Genomic DNA, 22273 nt, shown 5'->3' with positions numbered 1-22273 from the left:
CCGCCGACAGGCCCTCTAACCCCTGGATACAGTACCAGGGCGCGCCCCGCTGCTAAGGTGAAAAGGCAAACACCGCAACGGGAGCCCGATGCCCTATACCGAAGAGAAATACGCGCGCCTGGATGCCGCCCGCTGGCTGGCGGCGGTGGCGGTCGTGCTGCTGCACAGCGCGGCCATGGTGGTCAGCAACCCGGCCGTCTACGGGGGCGGAGCCTGGTTGGCCGCCAATCTGTACGACTCGGCCGCGCGCTGGTGCGTGCCCGTGTTCGTCATGGTCAGCGGCGCCCTGCTGCTGGATCCCGACAAGCCGCAGGACGCGCGCCAGTTCTACAGCCGGCGCATGGCGCGGATCTGCGCGCCGCTCCTGTTCTGGACCTTCTTCTATCTGGCATGGCGCACGGCGTTGGACTGGTGGGACGACGGCCGCATCGACTTTTCATTCTGGCCGCGCAAGCTGGTCCAGGGCGAGCCCTACTACCACCTGTGGTACCTGTACATGATCGTGGGCCTGTACCTGTTCGCGCCACTGGTACGAGTCCTGTATGCGCGCAGCACACCACGGGCGCGCGCGCTGTGGGTGGTGGGCATCCTGGGCGTGGCGATCCTGGACGCGCTGTACCGCCGCGCGCTGGGCGCGCCCGCCGGCTTTTTCCTGACCTGGTTCCTGCCCTATCTGGGCTACTTCGTGGCGGGCCGCCTGATCTTCGACGGCCAGATGCGCATCCCTCGCCCCGGCCTGATGCTGACAGCCAGCGTGGCCGCGACGGCGCTGGGCGTGTATGCCATGTCGAGCAACCGGGCCCTCAACACCTACTTTTACGATTACTTCAGCCTCACGGTGCCGTTCATGTCGCTGGCCGCGTTCCAGTGGATCGTCTCATCGCCGCGCCTGCCGCGGCTGGCCTCGCTGGCGCCGCTGACCTTCGGCGTCTACCTGATCCATCCGCTGTTCCTGGACGTGGCGCATCGCGCCGGCGCCCTGAGCGGCGCGCGCAATGACGCATGGACGCTGCCGGTGTTGGCCGCCGCCGTGTTCGCGCTGTCGGCGGCCAGCAGCTGGCTGCTGAGGCGCCATCCCGCCACCCGACGCTTCGTCTGAAAGGCCTACATATTCAAGGGGTTATGCCGTAGCTGGCACGCATCGACCAGCTGCGGCATAACTTCACCAAGCTTCGCAGATCTTCACGGGCGCGGGGTAAGGGCTTGGGGTACAATTCACGGCTTATTTGATCGGCCAGCACCGATTTTTCTTCGCGCCAGCACGGAACGCACCCAGCGGATTTCAAAGCCGCCAGGCAAATGCTTCTCCGTCCTGGCTTTTTTATCCGAGCGGGGGGAATCATGACCGACATCGGTCGGATGGCACATGTAGTGCCAGCTCGCACCCAGCTACCCGTCAGCGCGTATTTTGACGAAGCCCTCTTTGCCCGCGAGCAAGAACTCATTTTCAAGCAATCCTCACAATACGTCGGCCACCAGAAAGTGGTGCCCGAAAACGGGGATTGGCGTACGTTGGTCCAGGAAGACGGAGGGCGCGTGCTGGTTCGCAACCAGCAAGGCGTCGAACTCATCTCAAATGTCTGCCGCCATCGCCAGGCTTTGATGCTTGGCGGCGAGACCGGCAATGTGGCCGGCAACTGCAATACGCATGGCAATCTGAAGGCAACCGGCGGCAACATCGTCTGCCCCTTGCATCGCTGGACGTACAACAACCAGGGCGAGTTGTTGGGCGCGCCGCAGTTCGCCACCACGCCCTGCATGAACCTGCAGAAGTTCCGCCTGCGCGACTGCCATGGCTTGCTGTTCGAAGGCCCGCGCGATCCGGCCGCCGACATGGCGCCGTTGTTCTCGCGTCCGGAATTCGACTTCGGCGACTACGTGCTGGACCACGTCGAAGTGCACCAGTGCAACTACAACTGGAAGACCTTCATCGAGGTCTACCTGGAGGACTACCACGTCGGTCCGTTCCACCCGGGCCTGGGCCGCTTCGTCACCTGCGACGACCTGAGCTGGGAGTTCAACGACTGGTACAGCCTGCAGAAGGTCGGCGTGCACAACGCCCTGGCGCAGCCCGGGTCCGACGTCTACAAGCAGTGGCATGACCGGCTACTGGCGTTCCGCGAAGGCGACGCGCCCGATTTCGGCGCGGTCTGGGTCACGTACTTCCCGACCCACATGATCGAGCTGTACCCGCACGTGCTGGTGCTCTCCACGCTGTACCCGAAGGGTCCGCAGGAAACGGTGAACGTGGTCGAGTTCTACTACCCCGAGGAAATCGCCGCCTTCGAGCGCGAGTTCGTCGAGGCGCAACGCGCCGCCTACATGGAAACGGCTATCGAGGACGACGAGATCGCCGAGCGCATGGACGCGGGCCGCAAGGCGCTGATGCTGCGCGGCGTGAACGAAACCGGTCCTTACCAGTCGCCCATGGAAGACGGCATGCAGCACTTCCATGAATGGTATCGCCGCATCATGCAGGAGCGGGTCTGAAGCCAGGGCCCCCGAGGCCCCTCGCCCGCTGGGGCCCGGCAGTGAACAGCACCCCATGGGATGGAGCTCCATCCCATGGGGTGTTTTTCATGGCGTCAGGCCGGGAGCTTTTTTCCGATCAGATGCTCGACAAGCAAGCGCGTGGCTGCAAGCAGATGCTTCGGGTCACGCACGCACAGCATCAAGGGGCGATACGCCCAGGTTTCCTTGAGCGGCCTGACCACGATGCCCAACTGTTCGACAAACGGGTAGGCGGCGATGGCGGGAAGAATCGCGACGCCCAGCCCGACCGACACCATCTTGCGCACGCTTTCAAAACTCGTCGCGTGGCCGCGCTCCTTCAGAGTCCTGCCTAGAATCGTGGCCTGATGCCGGTACAGGCTCAATAGCGCGCTATCGCGCTGCATGCCGATGAAAAATTCGTCGAGCATGTCCGATAGCGTCAAGTCGTCGCGGCTTGCAAGCCCGTGGCCGGGCGGCAGGATCGCGACCAGCTCGTCATGCTCCCAGCGGATGATGTGCAGATCACCGCCATCGACCGTACCCGAGAACAGGCCGATATCCGCGCTGCCCGTGCGGACCGAATGGATAACCTCGACGCTGGTGAACTCGTCCAACTCAACATCGATACCCGGGTTTTCAGCAATAAAACTGGCGATCTTGCCAGGCAGAGATCCAGAAATCGCCGACATATGGGCATGGACCCTGATAAATCCGCTAGTGCCGCCACGGATCGCCTCCATGTCGAACATCATGCGTTGAAGCGGGCCAGACAGATCGCACAACCGAGCCAGCAATATCTCACCGGCGGCAGTCGCCGCCACGCCGCGGTCATGGCGTTCGAGCAACGCTAAGCCACAGCGGTATTCAAGATCCGAAATTCTGCGGCTGATGGCCGAAATGGCGATGTGCTCCCGTTCAGCCGCCCGGGCAAGAGATCCTTCCTCAACCGCCGCCGCAAATAGCCGCAATGAAGTGAGATCGATGTCCTTGAGAGACCAGCCATGAGCAGTTGCCATACCCATCAGTTGTCAGACCGAGATTGATCCCGCGAGCCCAAGCCCCCCGGGCGGAGGAAAACTCTATCACGCCGAGCGCTTTTGGAACCTAGGAATCGATAAAAGTAGTAAGTAGACAAATTTTTGTGATTACTAGGGATGCTCGAACGCCCAAACATGGGTCGAGCCGTTTCCGACAGGGCGGATAAATCAGAGCGCTTGATAGCAGAAAGCTGCATTGCCGAATGGCGAATTCCCCCTGTCGCGGACCGCTGATAAATTGATTGCCGATCCACGCAAGCACAAAAATGTCGAGCCTTCGCTATCCGCCAATGCCTTTGGCAAGAGCGAGCAGGCGGCAAGTGATCGACTTCAATTCTGGAGGGACAACCGACATGAACGGCCAACCTACTACGGCGCCTGACAAGGTCAACAAGAAATTCGAAATCAGGGGCTTGAACCACATCGCGATGGTCTGCGCCGACATGAAACGCACGGTGGATTTCTACCAAGGCGTGTTGGGAATGCCGCTGATCAAGACCCATGTTTTCGACCACGGGCAGCACTTCTTCTTCGACATGGGCTGCGGCGCATCCTTCGCCTTCTTTTGGTTGCGGGATGCGCCTGCGGCTTTGCCGGGCCCGACCGTTCCGTCGATACTGCATTTCGAAACCCCGATCGGTGCAATGAATCATTTCGCGTTCAATGTCGATGCCGCCCTGATCCCCGAGTATCGGGAACGGCTGATTGCCGCGGGGGTCGAGGTATCCAAGATCGTGCATCACGACGATGTGTCGCCGAACGGGCTCAATGTGACGCAGCAAGAGCACAAAAGCACCTGGGTCTCCTCGATTTACTTCAGGGATCCAGACGGCATTCAACTCGAATTCGCAGGTTGGAGACGAGTATTCACCGAAGCGGACGTCCGGCACGAGCCCGCGACAGCCGTGGACGCCCCTCGCCACAAGCGCGAGACGATCGACGCCTGATATTGCCAATACGAACCCCATCAAGAACAGAGAGAACATATGCCTCGTGTCCGCCAAGTACCCCTGTCTGAAATCCATGCCAATGGCCGCCCATACTACGAGAGGCTTTTCAAGGGCGGCGACCCGACGGTCAATCCGGGCACGGCCACCGGCACGCCGGGACACTGGTGGTCCACCATTGCATTGCGGCCATATATCTTCGACCATGCCGCCGCGCACATGGGCATGCTGGGACTGTTCGGGGCAGAAGCGTCCAGTCAGTTGGACCCCAGGGCGCGCGAAATCGCGTTGATGCGGGTCGGCTTCCTGATGGCGAGCCAGTTCGTCTACTCGCAACATTGCAAGATCGCAGACGTGCTTGGCATTCCGCAGGCCAAGATCGACGCGATCCAGCACTGGAATGTGGAGCCTGATTTGTGGACGCCGCTCGAGCGCGCGATTCTGGCCTATGCCGACGCGATCGTGCTCGACCGCGGCCGCGTTCCCGACGGCGTCTTCAATGCGCTGCACACGCTCATGAAGGACGAGGACATTGCCGAGATCACGTATCACATCGGCGGCTACATGCTGCACGCCTCTTTCTGCCGGGCGCTGCGTCTTGAATGGGACGATGTGCCGGAACGCGTCCAGGAGGTCCCCTGGCCCGAAGGTACCGACCTCGTCGCCATCAAGAAGAAACGGGCGGATTCAGACCGTAGCAACGCGGCTGAGCAATCCCATCGTTGAAACGGGCGCCTGGCGCCCGCTGAATCAAGTGAAGAAACAAATCTGAAGAGATATGCGTGATGAAAATAACGGTTTCCGACGGAGCCTACGACGCCTATGTAGCGCGGCCCGATGCAATCGCCGCCCCCGTCGTCGTAGTCATCCAGGAGATTTTCGGTGTGAATGCCGATCTCCGGGCGACATGCAATGAACTCGCGGCCATGGGCTTCATCGCCGTGTCGCCCGATCTTTTTTGGCGCGCCGCGCCGGGCATCGAATTCAACAAGCTGAACAAGCAGGAGTGGCGACAGGCATTCGAGCTGTACAAGGCGTTCGATATCGACCGCGGCGTGCAGGATATCGCGGCAATGATCGACGCCGCGCGATCGATCTCAGGCGGGAACGGCAAGGTCGGCGTCATGGGCTTTTGCATGGGAGGCCTCATGGCCTACCTCACAGCCGCCCGCTGCGAGGTCGACGCGGCGGTCGCCTACTACGGCGGCGGCACCGATCTGCACCTGAAGGAAGCGGATCAGGTGACCGCGCCACTGATGATGCATCTGGCCGATGCGGATGAGTTCATTCCCGCGGACTCCCAGGCGCGCATCAAGGCCGCGCTGGAGGGCAGGACCGGTACCGAGGTCCACGGTTATCCCGGCTGCAACCATGCTTTCGCGCGGCGCGGCGGATCGCATTATGACGCGCATGCCGCCGCGCTCGCGAATCAGCGGACGCAGACCTTCCTGCGCCGATCTCTCGGCGCCTGACACCTCCGCCAATCGATAGTCTCAAGCATCCCGCACACCGCAAAATCCGGGCTTGCCGCTCTGCGCCCATTTCCTGCCGTTTTCCCTTTCGAGGGCCTAGCGCCCATTGGAGTCCCTATGCCGCACACCGTACACGTCAGTGCCATTGTCCACGCGCCGCTTGAAAAGGTCTGGGCCTGCTTCCGCGATTTCGATGGGCTGGCGCGCTGGCAGCCAGGCGTTGCAGAAAGCCGGATCGAAGAGGGAGGACGTCATGACGCGGTGGGTTCCGTGCGTTACTTGACGGGCAAGCCGTCCGGCTTTGTGCGCGAGAAACTCCTGATGCTGGACGATCCCGGCACCACGCTGCGCTACGCCGTCATCGAAACCAGCCTGCCCTTGCGCGATGGCATCGCTGGCGTGTCGCTGCATCCCATCACCGAAAGCGGACATACGCTGGTGCAATGGTGGGCTGACTTCCGGGTCGAGGGCGCGCCACTGAGCGATGTGGCGAACGCCATGCAGGCTATGTACGCGACGGCGCTGGCGGCGCTGGATGCGAAGCTGCGCGAGGAGTGACTGCACTCATCCGCGCGCCCCATTGCGCGCCAGCGCCCGGGCTCAGCGGCCGGGTTCAGCGGCCCACTACGCCCGCCACGGTGCGCTCGCCGATGGCCAGGCCAACCGTCATGCCCACGCCCGAATGCATCACCGCCACCGTCGTGGCCGGGTCCACCGGCATGACGGAGAACGGCGCCGGGCCATGCGCGCCATAGACGCCCTGCCAGCGCTCCAGCACGCGCAGGCGCGCGCCCAGGGCCTGGGACGCCAGGTCCAGCATGGCGTTGTCGACCGCCTCGTCGTTGAACGGCAGCGCATCCTGGCCGTAGCGGTGTGAATCGCCGATGATCAGTTCGCCATAGGGCGTGGGGCTGATCAGCAGATGGATGCCGTTCTCCAGCAGCATGGGCGTGCGCGCCTGGATCACTTCGCGCAGCGCCAGCGCCGACGGCAGATCCGAGAACGCGCCGTAGTGCACGCAGGACAGGCCGGTCAGCAAGGGGCGGTCCAGCGCGATGGGATGGGTTTCGAACGCGGCGCGCAGCATTTGCAGGCGCGTGACCTCCAGGTTCATCGGCGCAAAGCGCTCAGGCAGCAGGGTCAGGTAATCATGTCCGGGGCAGACGAACACGTGCCCGCCCTTGAACTCGCCCGCCGAGGTGCACACCAGTCCGCCCTCGACCGCGCGCGCCAATGTGCCGGTAATGAACTGCACGCCCAGCGACTCCGCCAGGTAGCTCGTAATGGCCGGCAGCGCCTCGCGCGAATAGATCTGCAGATCGTCATGCCCTTGCAGGCCCGCGCAGTGGTGCGCCAGCTGGCCGCCATATAGTGCGGCCACCTCGCGGCCCGACAGCAGGTTGGCGCGATAACCCTCCTGGCGCATGCGCGTGTCGGCGAACTCCTGCAGCACGTCCGCCTCTTCGGCGTTGCGGGCCAACACCAGGGCGCCGTTGGCGCGCACATGAAAGCCCGCCCGGTCCGCCAGTTCCAGCCACAGCTCGCGCGCCTGCTGGGCGTGCGACAGCATCATGCCGGGCGCCTGGCCCGTCACGATGACCTGGCCGAAGTTGCGGATGGTGGCGCCATGCGCCTGGCGGCTGCGCTCGATCACGGCCACCGACAGGCCGCGCTTGGCGGCCGCCCAGGCATGGGCGATGCCCAGCATGCCGGCGCCCACCACGACTACGTCGAAATTTTTCATCTGTGGAACATTGCAAAGGGAAATGCGGCGGGAGCCGCCCTAGCGGGCAGCCCCGGGGCGCGGCGGCAGCCAGCGCCGCCGCGATCAAACGGACTTACTTCTTCTTCGGCTCGGACTTGCCGTCGTAGCGCTTGGTCCACTCGGCGATGATGCGGTCGCGGTTGGTGGCGGCCCAGGTGAAGTCGTTCTTGATCATGCGCTGCATCAGGTCGGCCGGCAGGTTCGGATTCGACGTGGCGATCGACGGGATGGCCAGCACCGCGAAGTTGGCCTTGTACAGTTCATTGGCCTCGCGGCTGGCGGAGAAGTCGGCCAGCTTGCGCGCGGCTTCCAGGTTCTTGGTGCCCTTCATGATGGCGGTGGCTTCGACTTCCCAGCCCAGGCCTTCCGAGGGGAACACGGCTTCGACCGGGGCGCCGTCAGCCTTCAGCTTGGCGGCGCGGTAGTCGAACGACACGCCGATCGGGAATTCGCCCGCGGCGGCCATATTGCACGGCTTGGAGCCCGAGTGCGTGTACGAACCGATGTTCTTGTGCAGGGCGTCCATGTAAGCCCAGCCCTTCTCTTCACCGAAGATCTGCAGCCAGGCGCTGACGTCCAGGAAGCCGGTGCCCGACGAAGCCGGGTTCGGCATCACGATCTTGCCGGCGTACACCGGCTTGGTCAGATCCTGCCACGAGGTGGGCTTGGGCAGCTTCTGCTTCTCGGCTTCGATGGTGTTGAAGCAGATGGCAGCGGCAAAGCCGTCCATGCCGACCCAGCTGGGCTCGGCCTTGGCGTCGCGCATGTTGGCGGCGATCTGGTCCAGGCCCTTGGGGGCGTAGGGCTGCAGCATGCCCTCCTTGTCCATCAGGCCCAGCGAGGTGCCGGCCAGGCCCCAGACGGCGTCGGCCTTGGGGTTGTTCTTTTCGGCCAGCAGCTTGGCGGTGATGATGCCGGTGGAGTCGCGCACCCACTGGATCTTGATGTCGGGATAGGCCTTCTCGAACGCGGCCTGGTAGGCCTTGATCTGGTCGGCTTCGAGCGCGGTGTAGACCGTCAGTGTGGTCTCGGCGGAGGCGGCGCCCATCACGCCCGTCAGGGCGGCGGCCAGTGCAAGCAGCTTGTAGCGATTCATGAAGTACTCCGTTGGTAAGCGGAAAAAAGGCTGAGAAGGTCCTCGGGGCTGGCTTGGGCCGGCCCCGTCAGGCGGTGCAGACAGGTGATGGAACGTTTAGGGGCGCTGGCCCGCGGACAAACGGGATTCGATGTCGGCGATCACCGCGGGCAGGTCGGCGACGGTGTCGATCAGGTAGTGCGGCGCGGCGGGCGACAGCTCCAGGCTGGCGGCGGTGCGCGCTTTCTGGCGGCCTGCGTCATCCAGGCTCAGGTATTCCTCCAGCGTCAGGCCGGCGGCGTTGCCCGACAGCAGCAGGCCCACGGTCCACATGCCGGCGCGGCGTCCTTCTTCGATGCCGGGCGCGGTGTCGTCGACCTTGACGCAGGCGGCCACGTCGGACAGGCCGAGCTCGACCACGTTCTTCAAAGCCATCGCGGGCGCCGGCCGGGCGCGCGGCACGTCGTCACTGGCGACGATGCAGTCGGGCTCCAGGCCTTCGGAGGCGGCGCGTTCCACCACGCGGCGCATGACGCTGGCCGGATAGCCCGAGCACGAACCGATCTTCAGGCCGTGCTGGCGCAGGGCGCGCAACAGTTCGACCGCGCCGGGGATCGCCGCGGAATACTGGGCGACCTTGTCCAGCTGCATCGGCAGGAAGCGCTCGTAGATGGCGGTCACGTCGTCATCGGTGGGCAGGCGGCCGAACTGGGCCTGGTACTGGCCGGCGATCACGGCATCGTTGCAGAGCGTGCGGATGTGGTCCCACTTGCCCATGCCCATCGGGCCGCGGGCCTGCGCCAGCGACATTTCCACGCCGAACTGCGAGAACGCGTCCACGAACACCTTGGTGGGCGCGAAGGAACCGAAGTCGACCAGCGTGCCGGCCCAGTCGAAGATCACCGCTTCCAGGCGGACGGGCAAAGGCGAAACAGTCATGAGGGTCTTCCTTGAAAAATCGTTCAATGGGCCGCGGGACGGCGCCAGGCCTGGCTGCGCGCCACCAGCGCGCGGCTGGCCAGATGCAGGACCATGGCAGCGGCGGCCGAGCTGGCCATGATCACGGTGCACATGGCGGCGGCGGGGCCAATGAAGCCGGCGTCATCCATGTTCAGCACCGCGACCGCGGCCAGCACCGTCGAAGGGCTGTACAGGAATACGACTGCGGACACCGTCGTCATGGCGGAAACAAACAGATAGCGGGCCACGTCCAGCGCCGCAGGCAGGCACATCGGCAGGGTCACGCGCAGGAAGGTCGTCAGGCGCGGCACCTTCAGCGACGCCGAGGCCGCTTCGAACTCGGGGTCCAGCGCGTTGAGCGCGGTGGCGGCCGTCAGGTGCGCGCTGGTATAGAAGTGGATGACGGTGCACAGGACCAGCAGCGGCATGGTGCCGTACAGCACGTTCAGCGGGTTCGACAGGCTGTTGAAGAAGAAGATGTAGCCCAGGCCCAGCACCAGGCCGGGCACGGCCATGGGCATCAGCGCCAGCATGCCGACCATGCCGCGCAGGCCGCGCGCCAGCTGGCCGCGGGCGGGCACCTTCTCCATCATCCATGCGCCCGTGAAGACCACGGCCGTGCCGATCAGGGCAGTGCAGAACGCCAGCTGCAGGCTATTGCGCCAGGCCAGCCAGCCGCCGCCGTCCATATTGTCGAAGTCATACGAACGCAGCGACATCGACAGGTTGTAAGGCCACATCTTCACGAAGGACGCCCACACCGCCACGCCGATGATCAACAGCAGGAACGCCGCCAGCACGCCGGCCAGCGCCAGGAAGGCGGCATCGCGGCGGCGGTTGGGGCCGGCGGCGTAGGGCTGGGCCCGGCCGCTCATCTGGGCGCCCTGACGGGCGCGCAGCCGCCGGTCCAGGGCGAAGGTCAGGATCGCCGGGAGCAGCAGCAGGATGCCGATGGCCGCGCCCTTGGGGAAATTCTGCTGGCCGACCACGGCCTTGTAGGCCTCCATCGCCAGCACGTTGTAGTCGCCGCCCACGACCTTGGGCACGCCGAAGTCGGTCACCGTCAGCGTGAACACCACGCAGCAGGCCGAGAACACGGCGTAGCGGGTACCCGGCAGGGTCACCGTCAGGAAGGTTCGCAAGGGGCCGGCGCCCATGGCGCGCGCGGCGTCGTAGAGACGGCCGTCGGCCAGGGCCAGGCCGGTCAGAAGAATCATGAGCGCGTGCGGGAAGGTATAGAACGCCTCGCCCACGACGATGCCCCAGAAGCCGTAGATGGTCGCGCCGCCGGTCAGGCCCTTGAGCAGGCCCTGGTTGCCCAGCAGGTACACCAGCGCAATGCCCGGCAGCAGCGACGGCGCCAGCAACGGCAGCAAGGCGACGGTGCGCAGCAGGCCCTTGCCCGGCAGGCGCGTGCGCGTCAGGCCGTAGGCGAATCCGTAGGCGCAGGGCACCACCAGCAGCGTGGTCACGACGCCTACCGCGAGGCTGCGCGCGACCATGGACATGAAGCCGTCGCCGCCGATGATGTCCGCCAGCACCGACAGCCCGGCCCAGGCGCCGTCACTGTCGGTCACCGACCGGATCAGGATCGCGGCCAGCGGCAGCGCCAGGAACAGCAGCAGGCCCAGCGCGAGGGCGCCCTGTCCGGTGGCGAAGCCAAGGGCACCGATCCAGGCCGGCAGCGGACGGCGGCCCAGCATCGGCGCAGGCGCCGCGATGCTGGCTGGGGCCGGGGCGGCCGTGGTGGAGGAACGGTTCATGGCGGGATCAAGCGTAGGCGCGTATCGCATGGCGCGGTAGCTCCACCCAGCAGCGGCTGGCGGCGTGAGGGCCCAGCAGGGCGTCTCCAATTTCGGGGGACACGATGGAATGCACCGTGCTGCCGGGCACCCCTTCCAGGCGCAAGGCCAAGCGATAGCCTCGGCCCAGGAACACGCCGTCGAGCACGTCGGCCAGCATGGCATTCGGCTGCTCCGGCCGAGCGGTGCTGACGCGCACCGCTTCCGGCCGCACGAACAGCTTGCCGCTGGCGGCGTCCAGCGCCTCGTCCACGGCCAGCTCCTGGCGTCCGACGCGGGCGCGGTGCGCATCCAGGCGTTCGAACGGCAGCCAGTTCGCCTCGCCCACGAAATCGGCGATGAAGGCCGAACCGGGCTGGCGGTAGAGTTCCCGCGGCGTGCCGTATTGCTCGATGATGCCGCCATTCATGACGGCGATGCGGTCGGCCATCACCATGGCCTCTTCCTGGTCATGCGTGACCATCAGCGTGGTGATGGACAGGCGCTTCTGCAGGGCGCGCAGTTCGATGCGCAGATGCTCGCGGACGCGGGCGTCCAGCGCCGACATGGGCTCGTCCAGCAGCAACAGCGACGGCGACGGCGCCAGCGCGCGCGCCAAGGCCACGCGCTGCTGCTGCCCGCCGGAAATCTGTCCCGGATATTTGTCGGCCGCGCCGGCCAGCCCGACCAGCGTCAGCATTTCCTCGACGCGGTTGGCGACGTGGTTGCGGTGCGCGCGCTTGCCGCTCAGGCCGTAGGCCACGTTCTGGGCCACGGTCAGATTGGGAAACAGCGCATACGACTGGAACAGGATGCCGTAGTCGCGCGCCTGCGGTTCAGCATGCGAGATGTCGCGCCCGGACAGCACGATGGTGCCGCTGTCCTGCCGCTCCAGGCCGGCGATGGCGCGCAGCAAGGTGGTCTTGCCGCAGCCCGAGGGCCCCAGCAGGCACACCAGCTCCCCGGCGCGGATGTCGAGCGAGACGTCCGACAGCGCGGTATGGCTGCCAAAGCGCTTCACCAGATGCCTGACAGAGAGAAATGCGGTATCGCGTTCGGCCATGGGGCCTCCGGTTTGGGAACGAAGGCAGTATGGAAGACGCGTATTGAGTGTTTATGACACTTCGCGCAAATGCAGTAATAAAAACATCAAATTATTTTGGTGTACTGGCGGTCTTGCGCATTGCGCCCATATTCCGCCCCCAAAAAACCGTGCTTGTCGCCGAACTCAAATCCTTCTACGCCGTGGCCCGCTGCGGCACCGTCACCAAGGCCGCCGCCCAGTTGGGCGTCAGCCAGCCCACGGTGACGGGGCAATTGCGCCAGTTGGAGTCCCGTTACGGCGTCGAACTGTTTCATCGCCAGGGGCGCGGCATGCGCCTGTCGGACGCCGGCCACAGCCTGATGCCCATGGTGGAGAAGCTGGTCCAGCAGGAAACCGAGATCGATTTCCGCCTGCGCGACGCCAGCGACCTGCGCGAAGGCAATCTGCGCATCGGCGCCACCGGCCCCTACTACATCATGGATACGGTGCGCGCCTACAACCAGCGCTACCCGGGCATAGACCTGACCCTGGCCATCGGCAATTCGCAGACCATGCTGCAGGCGCTGCATGACTATCGCATCGAGATTGCCACCTCATCCTTTCTGATGGATGACAAGCACCTGTACCGGCGCATGATCGCCGCCGATCCCATCCGGGTGGTGGCGCATCGCGGCCATCCGCTGGCGCGCCACAGCCAGGTCCGCCTGGCCGATCTGGCCGAACACGCGCTGCTGTTGCGCGAACCCGGCTCTATGACGCGGCAACTGACGGAGGACGCCTTGCTGGCGGCCGGCGTCGCCGTGCGCCGCACGCTGGAGATCGGCAGCCGCGAGTCGATCCGCCAGGCCATCCTGTGCGGACTGGGGATCAGCCTGATCCCCTCGCGCGAGATTCCCTCCCATCCCGAACTGGCGGCCCTGGACATCGAGGGCGCCGACATCGTGATGCATGAATACCTGTACTGCCTGCGCGAGCGCCAACCGGTGCAGTTGATCGCGCGCTTTCTGGAGATGGCGCCAGCCGCCGGCTGAGCGCCGCCCTCCCCTATGCGGCCACCCAGGAGACAACCATGGCCTTGACCCTGCAAGATATCGAACAGATTTTCCTGGAGCGCGGGCACCGCTCCTACGACGGCGAATCCGTCAGCCACCTGCGGCATGCGCTGCAAACCGCGGCGCTGGCCGAACGCCACGGCGCCGGCGCCCACCTGATCACCGCCAGCCTGCTGCACGACCTGGGCCACCTTATCGCCGACCGGCCGGGCACGCCCACGCTGCGCGGCCTCGACGACAAGCACCAGTACTTCGTGCTGCCCTTCCTGCGCGGCCTGTTCGGCCCGGCGGTGCTGGACCCGATCCGGCTGCATGTGGAGGCCAAGCGCTACCTCTGCTATGTGGAACCGCAATATGAAGCGTCGCTCTCGGAGGATTCGAAGCGCAGCCTGGCGCTGCAGGGGGGCAGTTTCGATGCGGGCCAGGCGGTGGATTTTGCGAGCATGCCGGGCGCGCCGGATGCGATCCGCCTGAGGCGCTGGGACGACATGGCCAAGGTCCCCGGCTTGGCCACGCCGCCCCTGGATCACTTCCTGGAGATCGCCGAGAGCGTCTCCGGGCGGGTCAAGCTGGCTGCCATCTGGTAGGGCTGGCGGGAAAACCGTGCGTCCTGGCGGCCCAGACGACCGCCAGCGTCGCCGCCAGCAGCGCCAGCAGGGCTGGCACGAATGCAGCCACGCCCAGGCGTTCGAGCAACGCGCCGCCAACCACGCCGCCCGCGGCGATGGCCGTGTTCCACGCCGTCACCAGCATGGACTGCGCGACGTCCGCGGCATCGCCGGCCGTCTTGGCCAGCGCCGTCTGGAACAACGTCGGCGAGCCGCCGAACGCCACGCCCCAGGCGCCCACAGACAGATAGAGCATGACCGGCATGCCGCCCGCGATGCCCAGCGCCAGCGCGGCCAGGCCGAACAGGGCTATGCAGGCCAGGGTCAGCGCCCGCAGATGCCGATCGATCAACGCTCCTACCACCCAGATGCCGAGCAGCGAACTCAGTCCGAACACCAGCAACACCAGTTCGGTGCTGGCAGCCATCCCCACCGAGGCCAGGAATGGCGCGATATAGATGTAGAGAATGTTGTGCGCCAGCACGAACGCCAGCACCGCGAACAGCACCGGACGCACGCCGGGCAGCAGGAATACGCGCCGTAGCGGCAGTTGCCGGCCCCGGGTTTGTCCCGCAAAGTCCGGCACCCGCAGGCGCACCCAGACCATCAGGATGAGCGCCAGCCCGCTCATGATGCCGAAGCCGATGCGCCAGCCCCACAGCGAGCCCAGCAAGGTTCCGGCCGGCACGCCCAGCGACAGCGCCAGCGGCGCGCCCAGCATCGCCACCGCGATTGCGCGGCCCTGCTGGTGCGCCGGCACCATGCGCGCGGCGTAGCCGGCCACCAAGGCCCACAACAGCCCCGCCGACATGCCGGCCAGGAAGCGCGCAGCCATCGTCAGTACATAGGCGGATGACAGCGCGGTCACCGTATTGGCCAGCACGAACCCGGCGATCGCCGCCAGCAGCAGCGGACGCCGGCGGACGCCCCGGGTGGCGGCGACCAGCGGAATCGCCGCCACCAGCGAGCCGATCGCGTAGATGGTGACGGTCTGGCCGATGCTGGCCTGGGACACGGCCAGGCCCTGCGCCATCTGCGGCAGCAGCCCGGCCGGCAGCGCCTCGGTCAGGATCGTGATGAAGCCCGCCATGGCCAGCGCCAGCAGGGAGCCCCACGGCAAGCGATCGCAAGCGGCAGCGGGGGGATGCGCGGGCGCAGGGCGCGGGCGCGAGGAAAACGCGGAATCTGTCATGGGTGGCATCTAGGTTGAAGCAGGAGAACCCAGACAATAGATGCGCCGGAATTAAAGAAAAAGTAGGCTACATTTCCTTCTTATGCGGAACTAGATGTCCGCAATCGAGGAAAGAAATGGACAGCCTGAATGGCTTTGTCGTGTTTGTGCAGGTGGCCGAAACGCGCAGCTTCGTCGCCGCCGGCCGGCAGCTCGGCGTGTCGGCCTCCGCCATCGGCAAAAGCGTGGCGCGGCTGGAAGCAAAGCTGGGGGTGCGCCTGTTCCACCGCAGCACGCGCAGTGTCACGCTGACAGCCGAAGGCATGCTGTTCCTGGAACGCAGCCGGCGCATCCTGGCCGAGATCGAGGCGGCCGAGCTGGAACTGTCGCGTGCGGCCGGCGCGCCGCGCGGACGCCTGCGCGTCAGCCTGCCGCTGGTCAGCGGGCTGGTGCTGCCGGTACTGGGCGAGTTCATGCGCGAATATCCGGAGATCGAACTCGATCTGGATTTCACCGACCGCATGGTGGATGTGATTGAAGAAGGCTTCGATGCCGTGGTACGCACGGGCGAACCGGCCGACTCCCGCCTGTCGGCGCGCCGCCTGGGTTCATTCCAAATCCTGCTGGTCGCCTCGCCCGCCTATCTGGCCAGCCGGGGCACGCCCCGGACGCCGGCCGATCTGTTGCATCACAGCTGCCTGCACTACCGCTTTCCCAGCAGCGGCAAGCTGGAGACCTGGGCGCTGCGGCAAGCCGAAGGCGAACCAGAACTGCAGCTGCCCGTCTCCATGATCTGCAACAACATCGAGACGCGCGCCTGCTTCGCGCTGCAAGGGTTGGGGATAGCCTACTTGCCGGACTTCGCCATCCGCGAGCCATTGGCGGATGGAAGCCTGGTGCAGGTCTTGGCGGGACAGGCGGAGCGCACCAACGTCTTCCATGTGCTCTGGCCCGCCAGCAAGCAGCCGTCGCCCAAGGTACGGGCCCTGGTCGATTTTCTCTGCTCGAGAGTGTTCGCGGACGCCAAGGCGGCCAAGTCCGCCGGCCGGTCCAGGCGATAGGAAGCCGCCCGGCGCGCCGTCCCGCAAAGTCCCGGCGGCTTGCGGCAAGAAAGCCGGGGCGTTGCGCCCCGGCCTGCAGAACCTACGCGCCCGTGGCCACCGGCCGGGCCGGGTCGCTGCACCACTCGCTCCAGGAGCCCGGGTACAGGCGCGACCCTGACAAGCCGGCGATCTCCATCGACAGCAGATTGTGGCAGGCCGTAATGCCCGAGCCGCACTGGTGCACGATGGCTGCGGGATCGCGGCCGTCCAGCAGGCTGGCGAATTCCTCGCGCAATTGCGCGGCGGGCTTGAAGCGGCCGTCGGCCTGGAGGTTCTCGCCGTTGGGGCGGTTCAGCGCGCCCGGAATGTGGCCTGCCACCGGGTCCATGGGCTCGACCTCGCCGCGGTAGCGGTTGGCCGCGCGCGCATCGATCACGGTGAAAGCCTGGCGGGAAATATTGTCCAGCACCGCCTGGGCGTTTACCGAACCCGCCAGTGAGGCACCCGGCTCGACCGGATCGCCCGCGCGCACGGCGGCCGCGGCTTCGGTCGTGGTCGGCAGTCCGGCCGCGGTCCACGCCTGCCAGCCGCCATCCAGCACGGCCACCTGATCGTGTCCCAGCCAACGCAGCATCCACCACAGGTGCGCGGCGTACATGCCGCCGCTGGCGTCGTAGGCCACCACCAGGGTCTGGGGCGTGACGCCATGCGCGGCCATCAACGCGCCGAATTCGCCGCGCGAGGGCAAGGGATGGCGGCCGTTCTTGCCGGTGCGGGCCGCGGACAGCTCGGTTTCATGGTCCAGGTAGCGGGCGCCGGGGATATGGCCGGCGTCATAGGCCTGACGGCCCGCCGCGTGGTTGCTCAGGTCGTGGCGCACATCGAACACGCGCACATCGGGCGCATCCAGGCGCGCGGCCAGGTCGGCGGCGGAAATCAGGGTCATCGTCATTCGGTGTGCTCCTGTAATGGTGCGTAGCTGTCGCGGGTCAGGCCGGCTTGGGATCGCGCATGGTGCGCCATATCGACAGCAGGCCCGCGAAAATGATCAGGCCCATCCCGGCCCAGGCCAAGGCGTCCAGCTGCTCGCCCCAGATACCCATGCCCAGCAAGGCCGCGAAGATGATGGTGCTGTACTGCAGTGCCGCGGTCAGCAACGCCGACCCCAGGCCGAAGGCCCGGGTCATGGCCAGCTGCCCGAAAAGCCCCGTCACACCCACGCCCAGCAGCGACAGATAGCCGGTCCAGTCGGCGTAGCCCCAGCCCTCGAACAGCAGTCCGGCCAGGCTGGACACGCACACGGCCACGGAGAAGAACAGCACGGTACGCCACTCGGGTTCCCCGACCCGGCCCAGTTGGCGGATCTGCATCATGGCGATGGCCGACATGGCGCCGGCGGTCATTCCCAGCAAGGCGGCCAGCCACTGGTCTTCGTTGATGCTGGGCCGCAGGACCGCGATCACGCCCAGGAACCCCAGCGCCACCGCCATAATGCGCACGGGGTCGCGCTGCGCCCCGCCCCAGCCCAGCATCCAACAGGCGATGAACAGCGGCGCGGTGTAATTCAGGCTGGTGGCCGTGGCCAGGGGCAGATGGGCGATGGCGAAAAAGCCCAGCCACATCGACGTGACGCCAGACAGGTTGCGCCACAGGTGCAGTTTCCAGCTAACGGGAATGATGGACTGGCGGCCGGCGCGGGCCCAGATCAGCAGCAGGATGACCGACGGCAGTCCGCGAAAGAGCACCACTTGCGGCAGCGAGGCGCCATGCTCGGTGCCGAGCTTCACGAACGAACCCATGATGGCGAACATGGCGGACGCCAGCAACATCCAAAGTGCCTGCATGGGGGGTCTACGCTAAGGGAAAAGTGAGGAGGAATAAGGGAAAGCGATACTATACTCTCCGTCACCGGAAGCGGCGCCGCGAGTCGGGGAACTGGCGGGCCGCAGCAGTGTCGAATCCCGGCATATCCTGCTCGCAGAGGAACACAAAAAACATGAAACGCATTGTCTTGTTCGTCCTGACCAACCTGGCCGTCATGCTCGTGCTGTCGGCCACGCTGCGCATCCTGGGCGTGGACCGCTACATCACCGCCAACGGCCTGAACCTCAACGCCCTGCTGATCTTCTCGGTCGTGGTGGGCTTCACCGGCGCGATCATCTCGCTCTTGATCAGCAAGCCCATGGCCAAGTGGAGCACCGGCGCCCAGGTGCTGGACCCGAACTCGCCGCGCAACCAGCGCGAAGCCTGGCTGGTCGACACCGTGCACCAGTTGGCCGACCGCGCCGGCATCGGCCGCCCGGAAGTCGCCATCTATGAAGGCGCGCCCAACGCCTTCGCCACCGGCGCGTTCAAGAACGACTCCCTGGTCGCCGTGTCCACCGGGCTGCTGGAAAGCATGAGCGAAGAAGAAGTCGCCGCCGTGCTGGCCCACGAAGTCGCCCACATCGCCAACGGCGACATGGTCACGCTGACCCTGATCCAGGGCGTGGTGAACACCTTCGTCGTGTTCCTGGCGCGCGTGGTCGGCTACTTCATCGACCGCGTGGTGTTCAAGAACGAACGCGGCATCGGCCCGGGCTACTACATCACCGTACTGGTCTGTGAGATCATTTTCGGCGTCCTGGCCTCGATCATCGTGGCCTGGTTCTCGCGCCAGCGCGAATACCGCGCCGACGCCGGCTCGGCCCACCTGATGGGCGCCCGCGAACCCATGATCCGCGCCCTGGCCCGCCTCGGCGGCCTGGAGCCGGGCGAACTGCCCAAGTCCTTCGAGGCCTCGGGCATCACCGGCAAGGGCGGCCTGGCCGCCATGTTCGCCTCGCACCCGCCGATTCCGGCCCGCATCGCCGCGCTGCAGAACGCGCGCGTGATCTAAGCCTTGCGCTCAGACGGGCCTCGCGCCCTGCAGCCCTGACTCGATGGCCCGCTTGCGCGGGCCATCGTCTTTTCCGGCTCCGGCCAAAAAAAGGCCCCCAGGATGCGAGGCAGACCCCGAAGAGGACTAACGATCAGACATTCCTGCTTCAATGGGGTGGGCGCATAATTTCAGGGGCCTGGCGCCGGTCCTGGCTGTATGGATAGACGTGATGTCGAGGGCAGACCGTGGCTGAATCGAGTACGCGCTCCCCGGCCCGCGGAACGGGCAGCTGGCTGGTTGCCGTGGGCACGTATACGCGGCCGATGCCGCATGTGCACGGCATAGGGCGCGGCATCCACTTGCTGAGGTTCGACGCCGCGACGGCCACGCTGCGTGAATTGCAGGTGGACAGCCATGGCGTCAATCCCTCTTACCTGTGCCATTCCGCGTCCCTCGGCTTGCTGTATGGCGTGAGCGAGCAGGAAGTAGGCGCCAGCATCGACGTCTACGCGGTCGACGACGCGGCCACGCTGCGGCATTTGCTCAATGTGCCTACCCCTGGCGCCAGCCCTTGCCACATCAGCCTGACCCCTGCGGCGGACCGCCTCTTCGTATCCAACTATGGTAGCGGCGAAGTCCTGAGCTACCGGCTCGACGGACAGGGGTTGCCCAGCGCCCCGCCCGACATCATCGTGCGCCATGGCAGCGGTCCGCGCAGCGACCGCCAGGCGAGCCCCCATGTGCATTGCGCCCAGCCGACCCCGTCCGGCGATGCGGTCTACCTGTGTGACTTGGGTACCGACAGCGTCGCCCGCCATGCCTTGCGGGGCGCCGCGCTGGATCTGCTCCCGGACCTGCAGGTGCAGATAGGTCCAGGTTCCGGGCCGCGCCACCTGCGGCTGAATCCGGCCGGTACCCGCGCCTTCGTGCTCAACGAACTGTCCAATAGCGTGAGCGTCGTTCAACTGCCCACGGCACGCGATCCCCATGCACACGCGCTCGCCCGGATCGGCACGCTGCCGGCAGATTGGCGCAACGCCAACTCCGCGTCCGCGCTTTGCCTGCATCCGAGCGGACGCTGGCTCTACGCGACCAACCGCGGCCACGACAGCATCGCAGGATTTCGGCTATTGGAATCCGCCCCTTGGCTTGAGCCGATAGGCTTGTGGCCCGCCGGCGGGCGCACCCCGCGGGACGCCGCCATCACCCCGGACGGCGGCTTCCTGCTGGTCGCCAGCCAGGACGAGCACCGCATTTCCTGCCTGCGCATCGACCCGGACAGCGGCCAGCTGCAGCCTGCAGGCGTGCCGTTTGCCATTTCCTCCCCGGCCTGCGTTCTTCCCTTGCTTCGGAAAGGAACCCCGAGGCCATGACAGCCGCTCGCCCTCCCGCATCGTCGTCACCCCGTGCCCTCAGCACTCGACAATGTTCACCGCCAGCCCGCCGCGCGCGGTTTCCTTGTACTTGGTCTTCATGTCGGCGCCGGTTTCGCGCATGGTCTTGATGACGGAATCCAGCGACACGTAATGCTGGCCGTCGCCGCGCAGCGCCATGCGGGCGGCGTTGACGGCCTTGATGGAGGCCATGGCGTTGCGCTCGATACAGGGGATCTGGACCAGGCCGCCGACCGGGTCGCAGGTCAGGCCCAGGTTGTGCTCCATGCCGATCTCGGCCGCGTTCTCGACCTGTTCGACCGTGCCGCCCAGGGCCGCCGCCAGGCCGCCCGCCGCCATCGAACAAGCCACGCCGACTTCGCCCTGGCAGCCGACCTCGGCGCCCGACAGCGAGGCGTTGTACTTGTACAGCAGCCCCACGGCCGCCGCCGTCAGCAGGAAATCGCGCACGCCCTCGCGATTGGAGCCGGGCACGAAGCGGTCGTAGTAGTGCAGCACGGCGGGGATGATGCCGGCCGCGCCGTTGGTCGGCGCCGTCACCACGCGCCCGCCGGCGGCGTTCTCTTCGTTGACCGCCATCGCGTACAGATTGACCCAGTCCATCACGGACAGGGGATCGGACAGCGTGCGCTCGGCGCGCTGCGTCAGGTTGCGGTACAGCTCGGGCGCGCGGCGGCGCACGCGCAGGGGGCCGGGTAGCTCGCCGTCGGCCTCGGGATAGTTGATGCCGCAGCCGCGCGACACACAGTCCTGCATCACCTGCCAGATGCGGTCCAGGCCGGCGTGCACCTCGGCCTCGTCGCGCCAGGTCAGCTCGTTTTTCATCATCAGCTGCGCCACCGACAAGCCGTTCTCGCGGCACATGGACATCAGCTCGCGCCCCATGCGGAACGGGAACGGCAACTGGTCGTGCGCGGCGATGACCTGACTGTTGGAGGCGCCGGCCGTCACCACGAAGCCGCCGCCCACCGACAGGTAGCGGGCTTCGCGCAGCGATTCGCCATTGGCGTCAAACGCATGAAACTTCATGCCGTTAGGATGCTCCGCCATGGCTTCGCGGCGGTAGAACATCATGTGTTCCTTTTCCACGAAGGGAACCGGATGGCGTCCCAGCAGCGGCAACTGGCGGCTGGCGCGCACCGACGCGATCATGCCGGCGATGGCGGCAGGGTCGACGGTATCGGGCGCTTCGCCCATCAGGCCCAGCAGCACGCCCTTGTCGGTGCCGTGGCCCTTGCCCGTGGCGCCCAGGGATCCGTAGAGCTCGGCGCGCACCCAGGTCACGCTGGGCATGAGCCCGTCGCGTTCCAGGCCTTGCGCGAACAACAGGGCAGCCCGCATCGGGCCCACCGTATGGGAGCTAGACGGGCCTATGCCTATCTTGAACAGGTCGAATACGGAAACGGCCACGCAACACTCCAATGCATCTACGAAGGATGAGGCAATGATACGCGCAGCCCAGTCCGCGCGCAGCAGGCACGGCAGGCGTATGCTGTATTGAGGGGACAGGTTCCCCCGCCAGCGCCGCGCATGCGATCATTACAGAATTATTACTTGTCATAAAAGAATG

21 protein-coding genes are annotated in these 22273 nt (G+C 66.0%); 11 read left to right on the top strand and 10 right to left on the bottom strand.

The window, feature by feature from the left end; genetic code table 11:
- Positions 1 to 88 precede the first annotated feature (88 nt).
- Both AC6LKD_RS14030 and AC6LKD_RS14025 read left to right on the top strand, forming a co-directional pair.
- The gene (locus AC6LKD_RS14030) at positions 89 to 1099 is read left to right on the top strand and encodes an acyltransferase (protein ID WP_013392499.1); all 1011 of its coding nucleotides are present in this window, start codon (positions 89 to 91) and stop codon (positions 1097 to 1099) included.
- A 242-nt stretch (positions 1100 to 1341) separates the two neighbouring features.
- On the top strand, positions 1342 to 2490 hold the full coding sequence (locus AC6LKD_RS14025; protein WP_013392498.1) for an aromatic ring-hydroxylating oxygenase subunit alpha: 1149 nt from the start codon (positions 1342 to 1344) through the stop codon (positions 2488 to 2490).
- 95 nt (positions 2491 to 2585) lie between these two features.
- Here the strand turns inward: AC6LKD_RS14025 and AC6LKD_RS14020 are convergent, their stop codons facing one another.
- Positions 2586 to 3515, bottom strand: coding sequence for a LysR family transcriptional regulator (locus AC6LKD_RS14020; RefSeq protein ID WP_049797781.1), 930 nt, complete (start codon positions 3513 to 3515; stop codon positions 2586 to 2588).
- Between the two features lie 335 nt (positions 3516 to 3850).
- Between AC6LKD_RS14020 and AC6LKD_RS14015 the strand changes: the two genes are divergently transcribed.
- The 4 genes from AC6LKD_RS14015 (at position 3851) to AC6LKD_RS14000 (ending at position 6507) form a co-directional block, all read left to right on the top strand.
- The gene (locus AC6LKD_RS14015) at positions 3851 to 4477 is read left to right on the top strand and encodes a VOC family protein (protein WP_498116559.1); all 627 of its coding nucleotides are present in this window, start codon (positions 3851 to 3853) and stop codon (positions 4475 to 4477) included.
- Positions 4478 to 4516: 39 nt separating this feature from the next.
- Positions 4517 to 5203, top strand: coding sequence for a carboxymuconolactone decarboxylase family protein (locus AC6LKD_RS14010; RefSeq protein ID WP_498116558.1), 687 nt, complete (start codon positions 4517 to 4519; stop codon positions 5201 to 5203).
- Positions 5204 to 5262: 59 nt separating this feature from the next.
- Positions 5263 to 5949 (top strand): dienelactone hydrolase family protein, encoded by a 687-nt coding sequence (locus tag AC6LKD_RS14005; RefSeq protein WP_498116569.1) that lies wholly within the window; start codon positions 5263 to 5265, stop codon positions 5947 to 5949.
- Between the two features lie 117 nt (positions 5950 to 6066).
- Complete coding sequence (locus AC6LKD_RS14000) at positions 6067 to 6507, top strand: SRPBCC family protein (protein WP_498116557.1); 441 nt, start codon at positions 6067 to 6069, stop codon at positions 6505 to 6507.
- Between the two features lie 55 nt (positions 6508 to 6562).
- Here AC6LKD_RS14000 and AC6LKD_RS13995 read toward each other — a convergent pair whose 3' ends face one another.
- The 5 genes from AC6LKD_RS13995 to AC6LKD_RS13975 all read right to left on the bottom strand — a co-directional run bounded on the left by AC6LKD_RS13995 (position 6563) and on the right by AC6LKD_RS13975 (position 12593).
- Entirely contained in the window at positions 6563 to 7693 is a 1131-nt protein-coding gene (locus AC6LKD_RS13995) for a TIGR03364 family FAD-dependent oxidoreductase (RefSeq protein WP_013392492.1), read from the bottom strand.
- Positions 7694 to 7787: 94 nt separating this feature from the next.
- On the bottom strand, positions 7788 to 8810 hold the full coding sequence (locus AC6LKD_RS13990) for a putative 2-aminoethylphosphonate ABC transporter substrate-binding protein (RefSeq protein ID WP_013392491.1): 1023 nt from the start codon (positions 8808 to 8810) through the stop codon (positions 7788 to 7790).
- A 96-nt stretch (positions 8811 to 8906) separates the two neighbouring features.
- On the bottom strand, positions 8907 to 9728 hold the full coding sequence (gene phnX / locus AC6LKD_RS13985; protein WP_013392490.1) for a phosphonoacetaldehyde hydrolase: 822 nt from the start codon (positions 9726 to 9728) through the stop codon (positions 8907 to 8909).
- A gap of 23 nt (positions 9729 to 9751) precedes the next feature.
- Entirely contained in the window at positions 9752 to 11542 is a 1791-nt protein-coding gene (locus AC6LKD_RS13980) for a putative 2-aminoethylphosphonate ABC transporter permease subunit (protein WP_498116556.1), read from the bottom strand.
- Positions 11520 to 12593 carry a putative 2-aminoethylphosphonate ABC transporter ATP-binding protein gene (locus AC6LKD_RS13975; RefSeq protein ID WP_013392488.1) on the bottom strand — a complete coding sequence of 358 codons (1074 nt, stop codon included), beginning with the start codon at positions 12591 to 12593 and terminating at the stop codon, positions 11520 to 11522. Before AC6LKD_RS13975 ends, AC6LKD_RS13980 begins: the two co-directional genes overlap by 23 nt.
- Before the next feature lie 149 nt (positions 12594 to 12742).
- Between AC6LKD_RS13975 and AC6LKD_RS13970 the strand changes: the two genes are divergently transcribed.
- Entirely contained in the window at positions 12743 to 13606 is an 864-nt protein-coding gene (locus AC6LKD_RS13970; RefSeq protein ID WP_013392487.1) for a LysR family transcriptional regulator, read from the top strand.
- A 38-nt stretch (positions 13607 to 13644) separates the two neighbouring features.
- Positions 13645 to 14214 carry a phosphonate degradation HD-domain oxygenase gene (locus AC6LKD_RS13965; protein WP_013392486.1) on the top strand — a complete coding sequence of 190 codons (570 nt, stop codon included), beginning with the start codon at positions 13645 to 13647 and terminating at the stop codon, positions 14212 to 14214.
- Here AC6LKD_RS13965 and AC6LKD_RS13960 read toward each other — a convergent pair.
- Positions 14192 to 15325 (bottom strand): MFS transporter, encoded by a 1134-nt coding sequence (locus AC6LKD_RS13960; RefSeq protein ID WP_498116568.1) that lies wholly within the window; start codon positions 15323 to 15325, stop codon positions 14192 to 14194. The genes AC6LKD_RS13965 and AC6LKD_RS13960 overlap by 23 nt on opposite strands.
- A 218-nt stretch (positions 15326 to 15543) precedes the next feature.
- On the opposite strand from AC6LKD_RS13960, the gene AC6LKD_RS13955 reads away from it, so the two are divergent.
- Positions 15544 to 16467: a LysR family transcriptional regulator gene (locus AC6LKD_RS13955; protein ID WP_498116555.1), complete on the top strand. Its 924-nt coding sequence runs from the start codon at positions 15544 to 15546 to the stop codon at positions 16465 to 16467.
- Positions 16468 to 16549: 82 nt separating this feature from the next.
- On the opposite strand, the gene AC6LKD_RS13950 is transcribed toward AC6LKD_RS13955, so the two are convergent.
- Entirely contained in the window at positions 16550 to 17401 is an 852-nt protein-coding gene (locus AC6LKD_RS13950; protein ID WP_492274709.1) for a sulfurtransferase, read from the bottom strand.
- 37 nt (positions 17402 to 17438) lie between these two features.
- Positions 17439 to 18293: a DMT family transporter gene (locus tag AC6LKD_RS13945; protein WP_041652943.1), complete on the bottom strand. Its 855-nt coding sequence runs from the start codon at positions 18291 to 18293 to the stop codon at positions 17439 to 17441.
- Positions 18294 to 18445: 152 nt separating this feature from the next.
- On the opposite strand from AC6LKD_RS13945, the gene htpX reads away from it, so the two are divergent.
- Both htpX and AC6LKD_RS13935 read left to right on the top strand, forming a co-directional pair.
- Positions 18446 to 19327, top strand: coding sequence for a protease HtpX (htpX, locus tag AC6LKD_RS13940; protein WP_013392481.1), 882 nt, complete (start codon positions 18446 to 18448; stop codon positions 19325 to 19327).
- 227 nt (positions 19328 to 19554) lie between these two features.
- Positions 19555 to 20682 (top strand): lactonase family protein, encoded by a 1128-nt coding sequence (locus tag AC6LKD_RS13935; protein WP_498116554.1) that lies wholly within the window; start codon positions 19555 to 19557, stop codon positions 20680 to 20682.
- A 39-nt stretch (positions 20683 to 20721) separates the two neighbouring features.
- Here the strand turns inward: AC6LKD_RS13935 and AC6LKD_RS13930 are convergent, their stop codons facing one another.
- Positions 20722 to 22113 (bottom strand): L-serine ammonia-lyase, encoded by a 1392-nt coding sequence (locus AC6LKD_RS13930; protein WP_013392479.1) that lies wholly within the window; start codon positions 22111 to 22113, stop codon positions 20722 to 20724.
- Positions 22114 to 22273: the final 160 nt, after the last annotated feature.

It is taken from the genome of Achromobacter sp. D7-1 (assembly GCF_059760445.1).
Note: the sequence above shows the minus strand (reverse complement) of the source record. Positions and strands in the feature narration are given on the sequence as shown.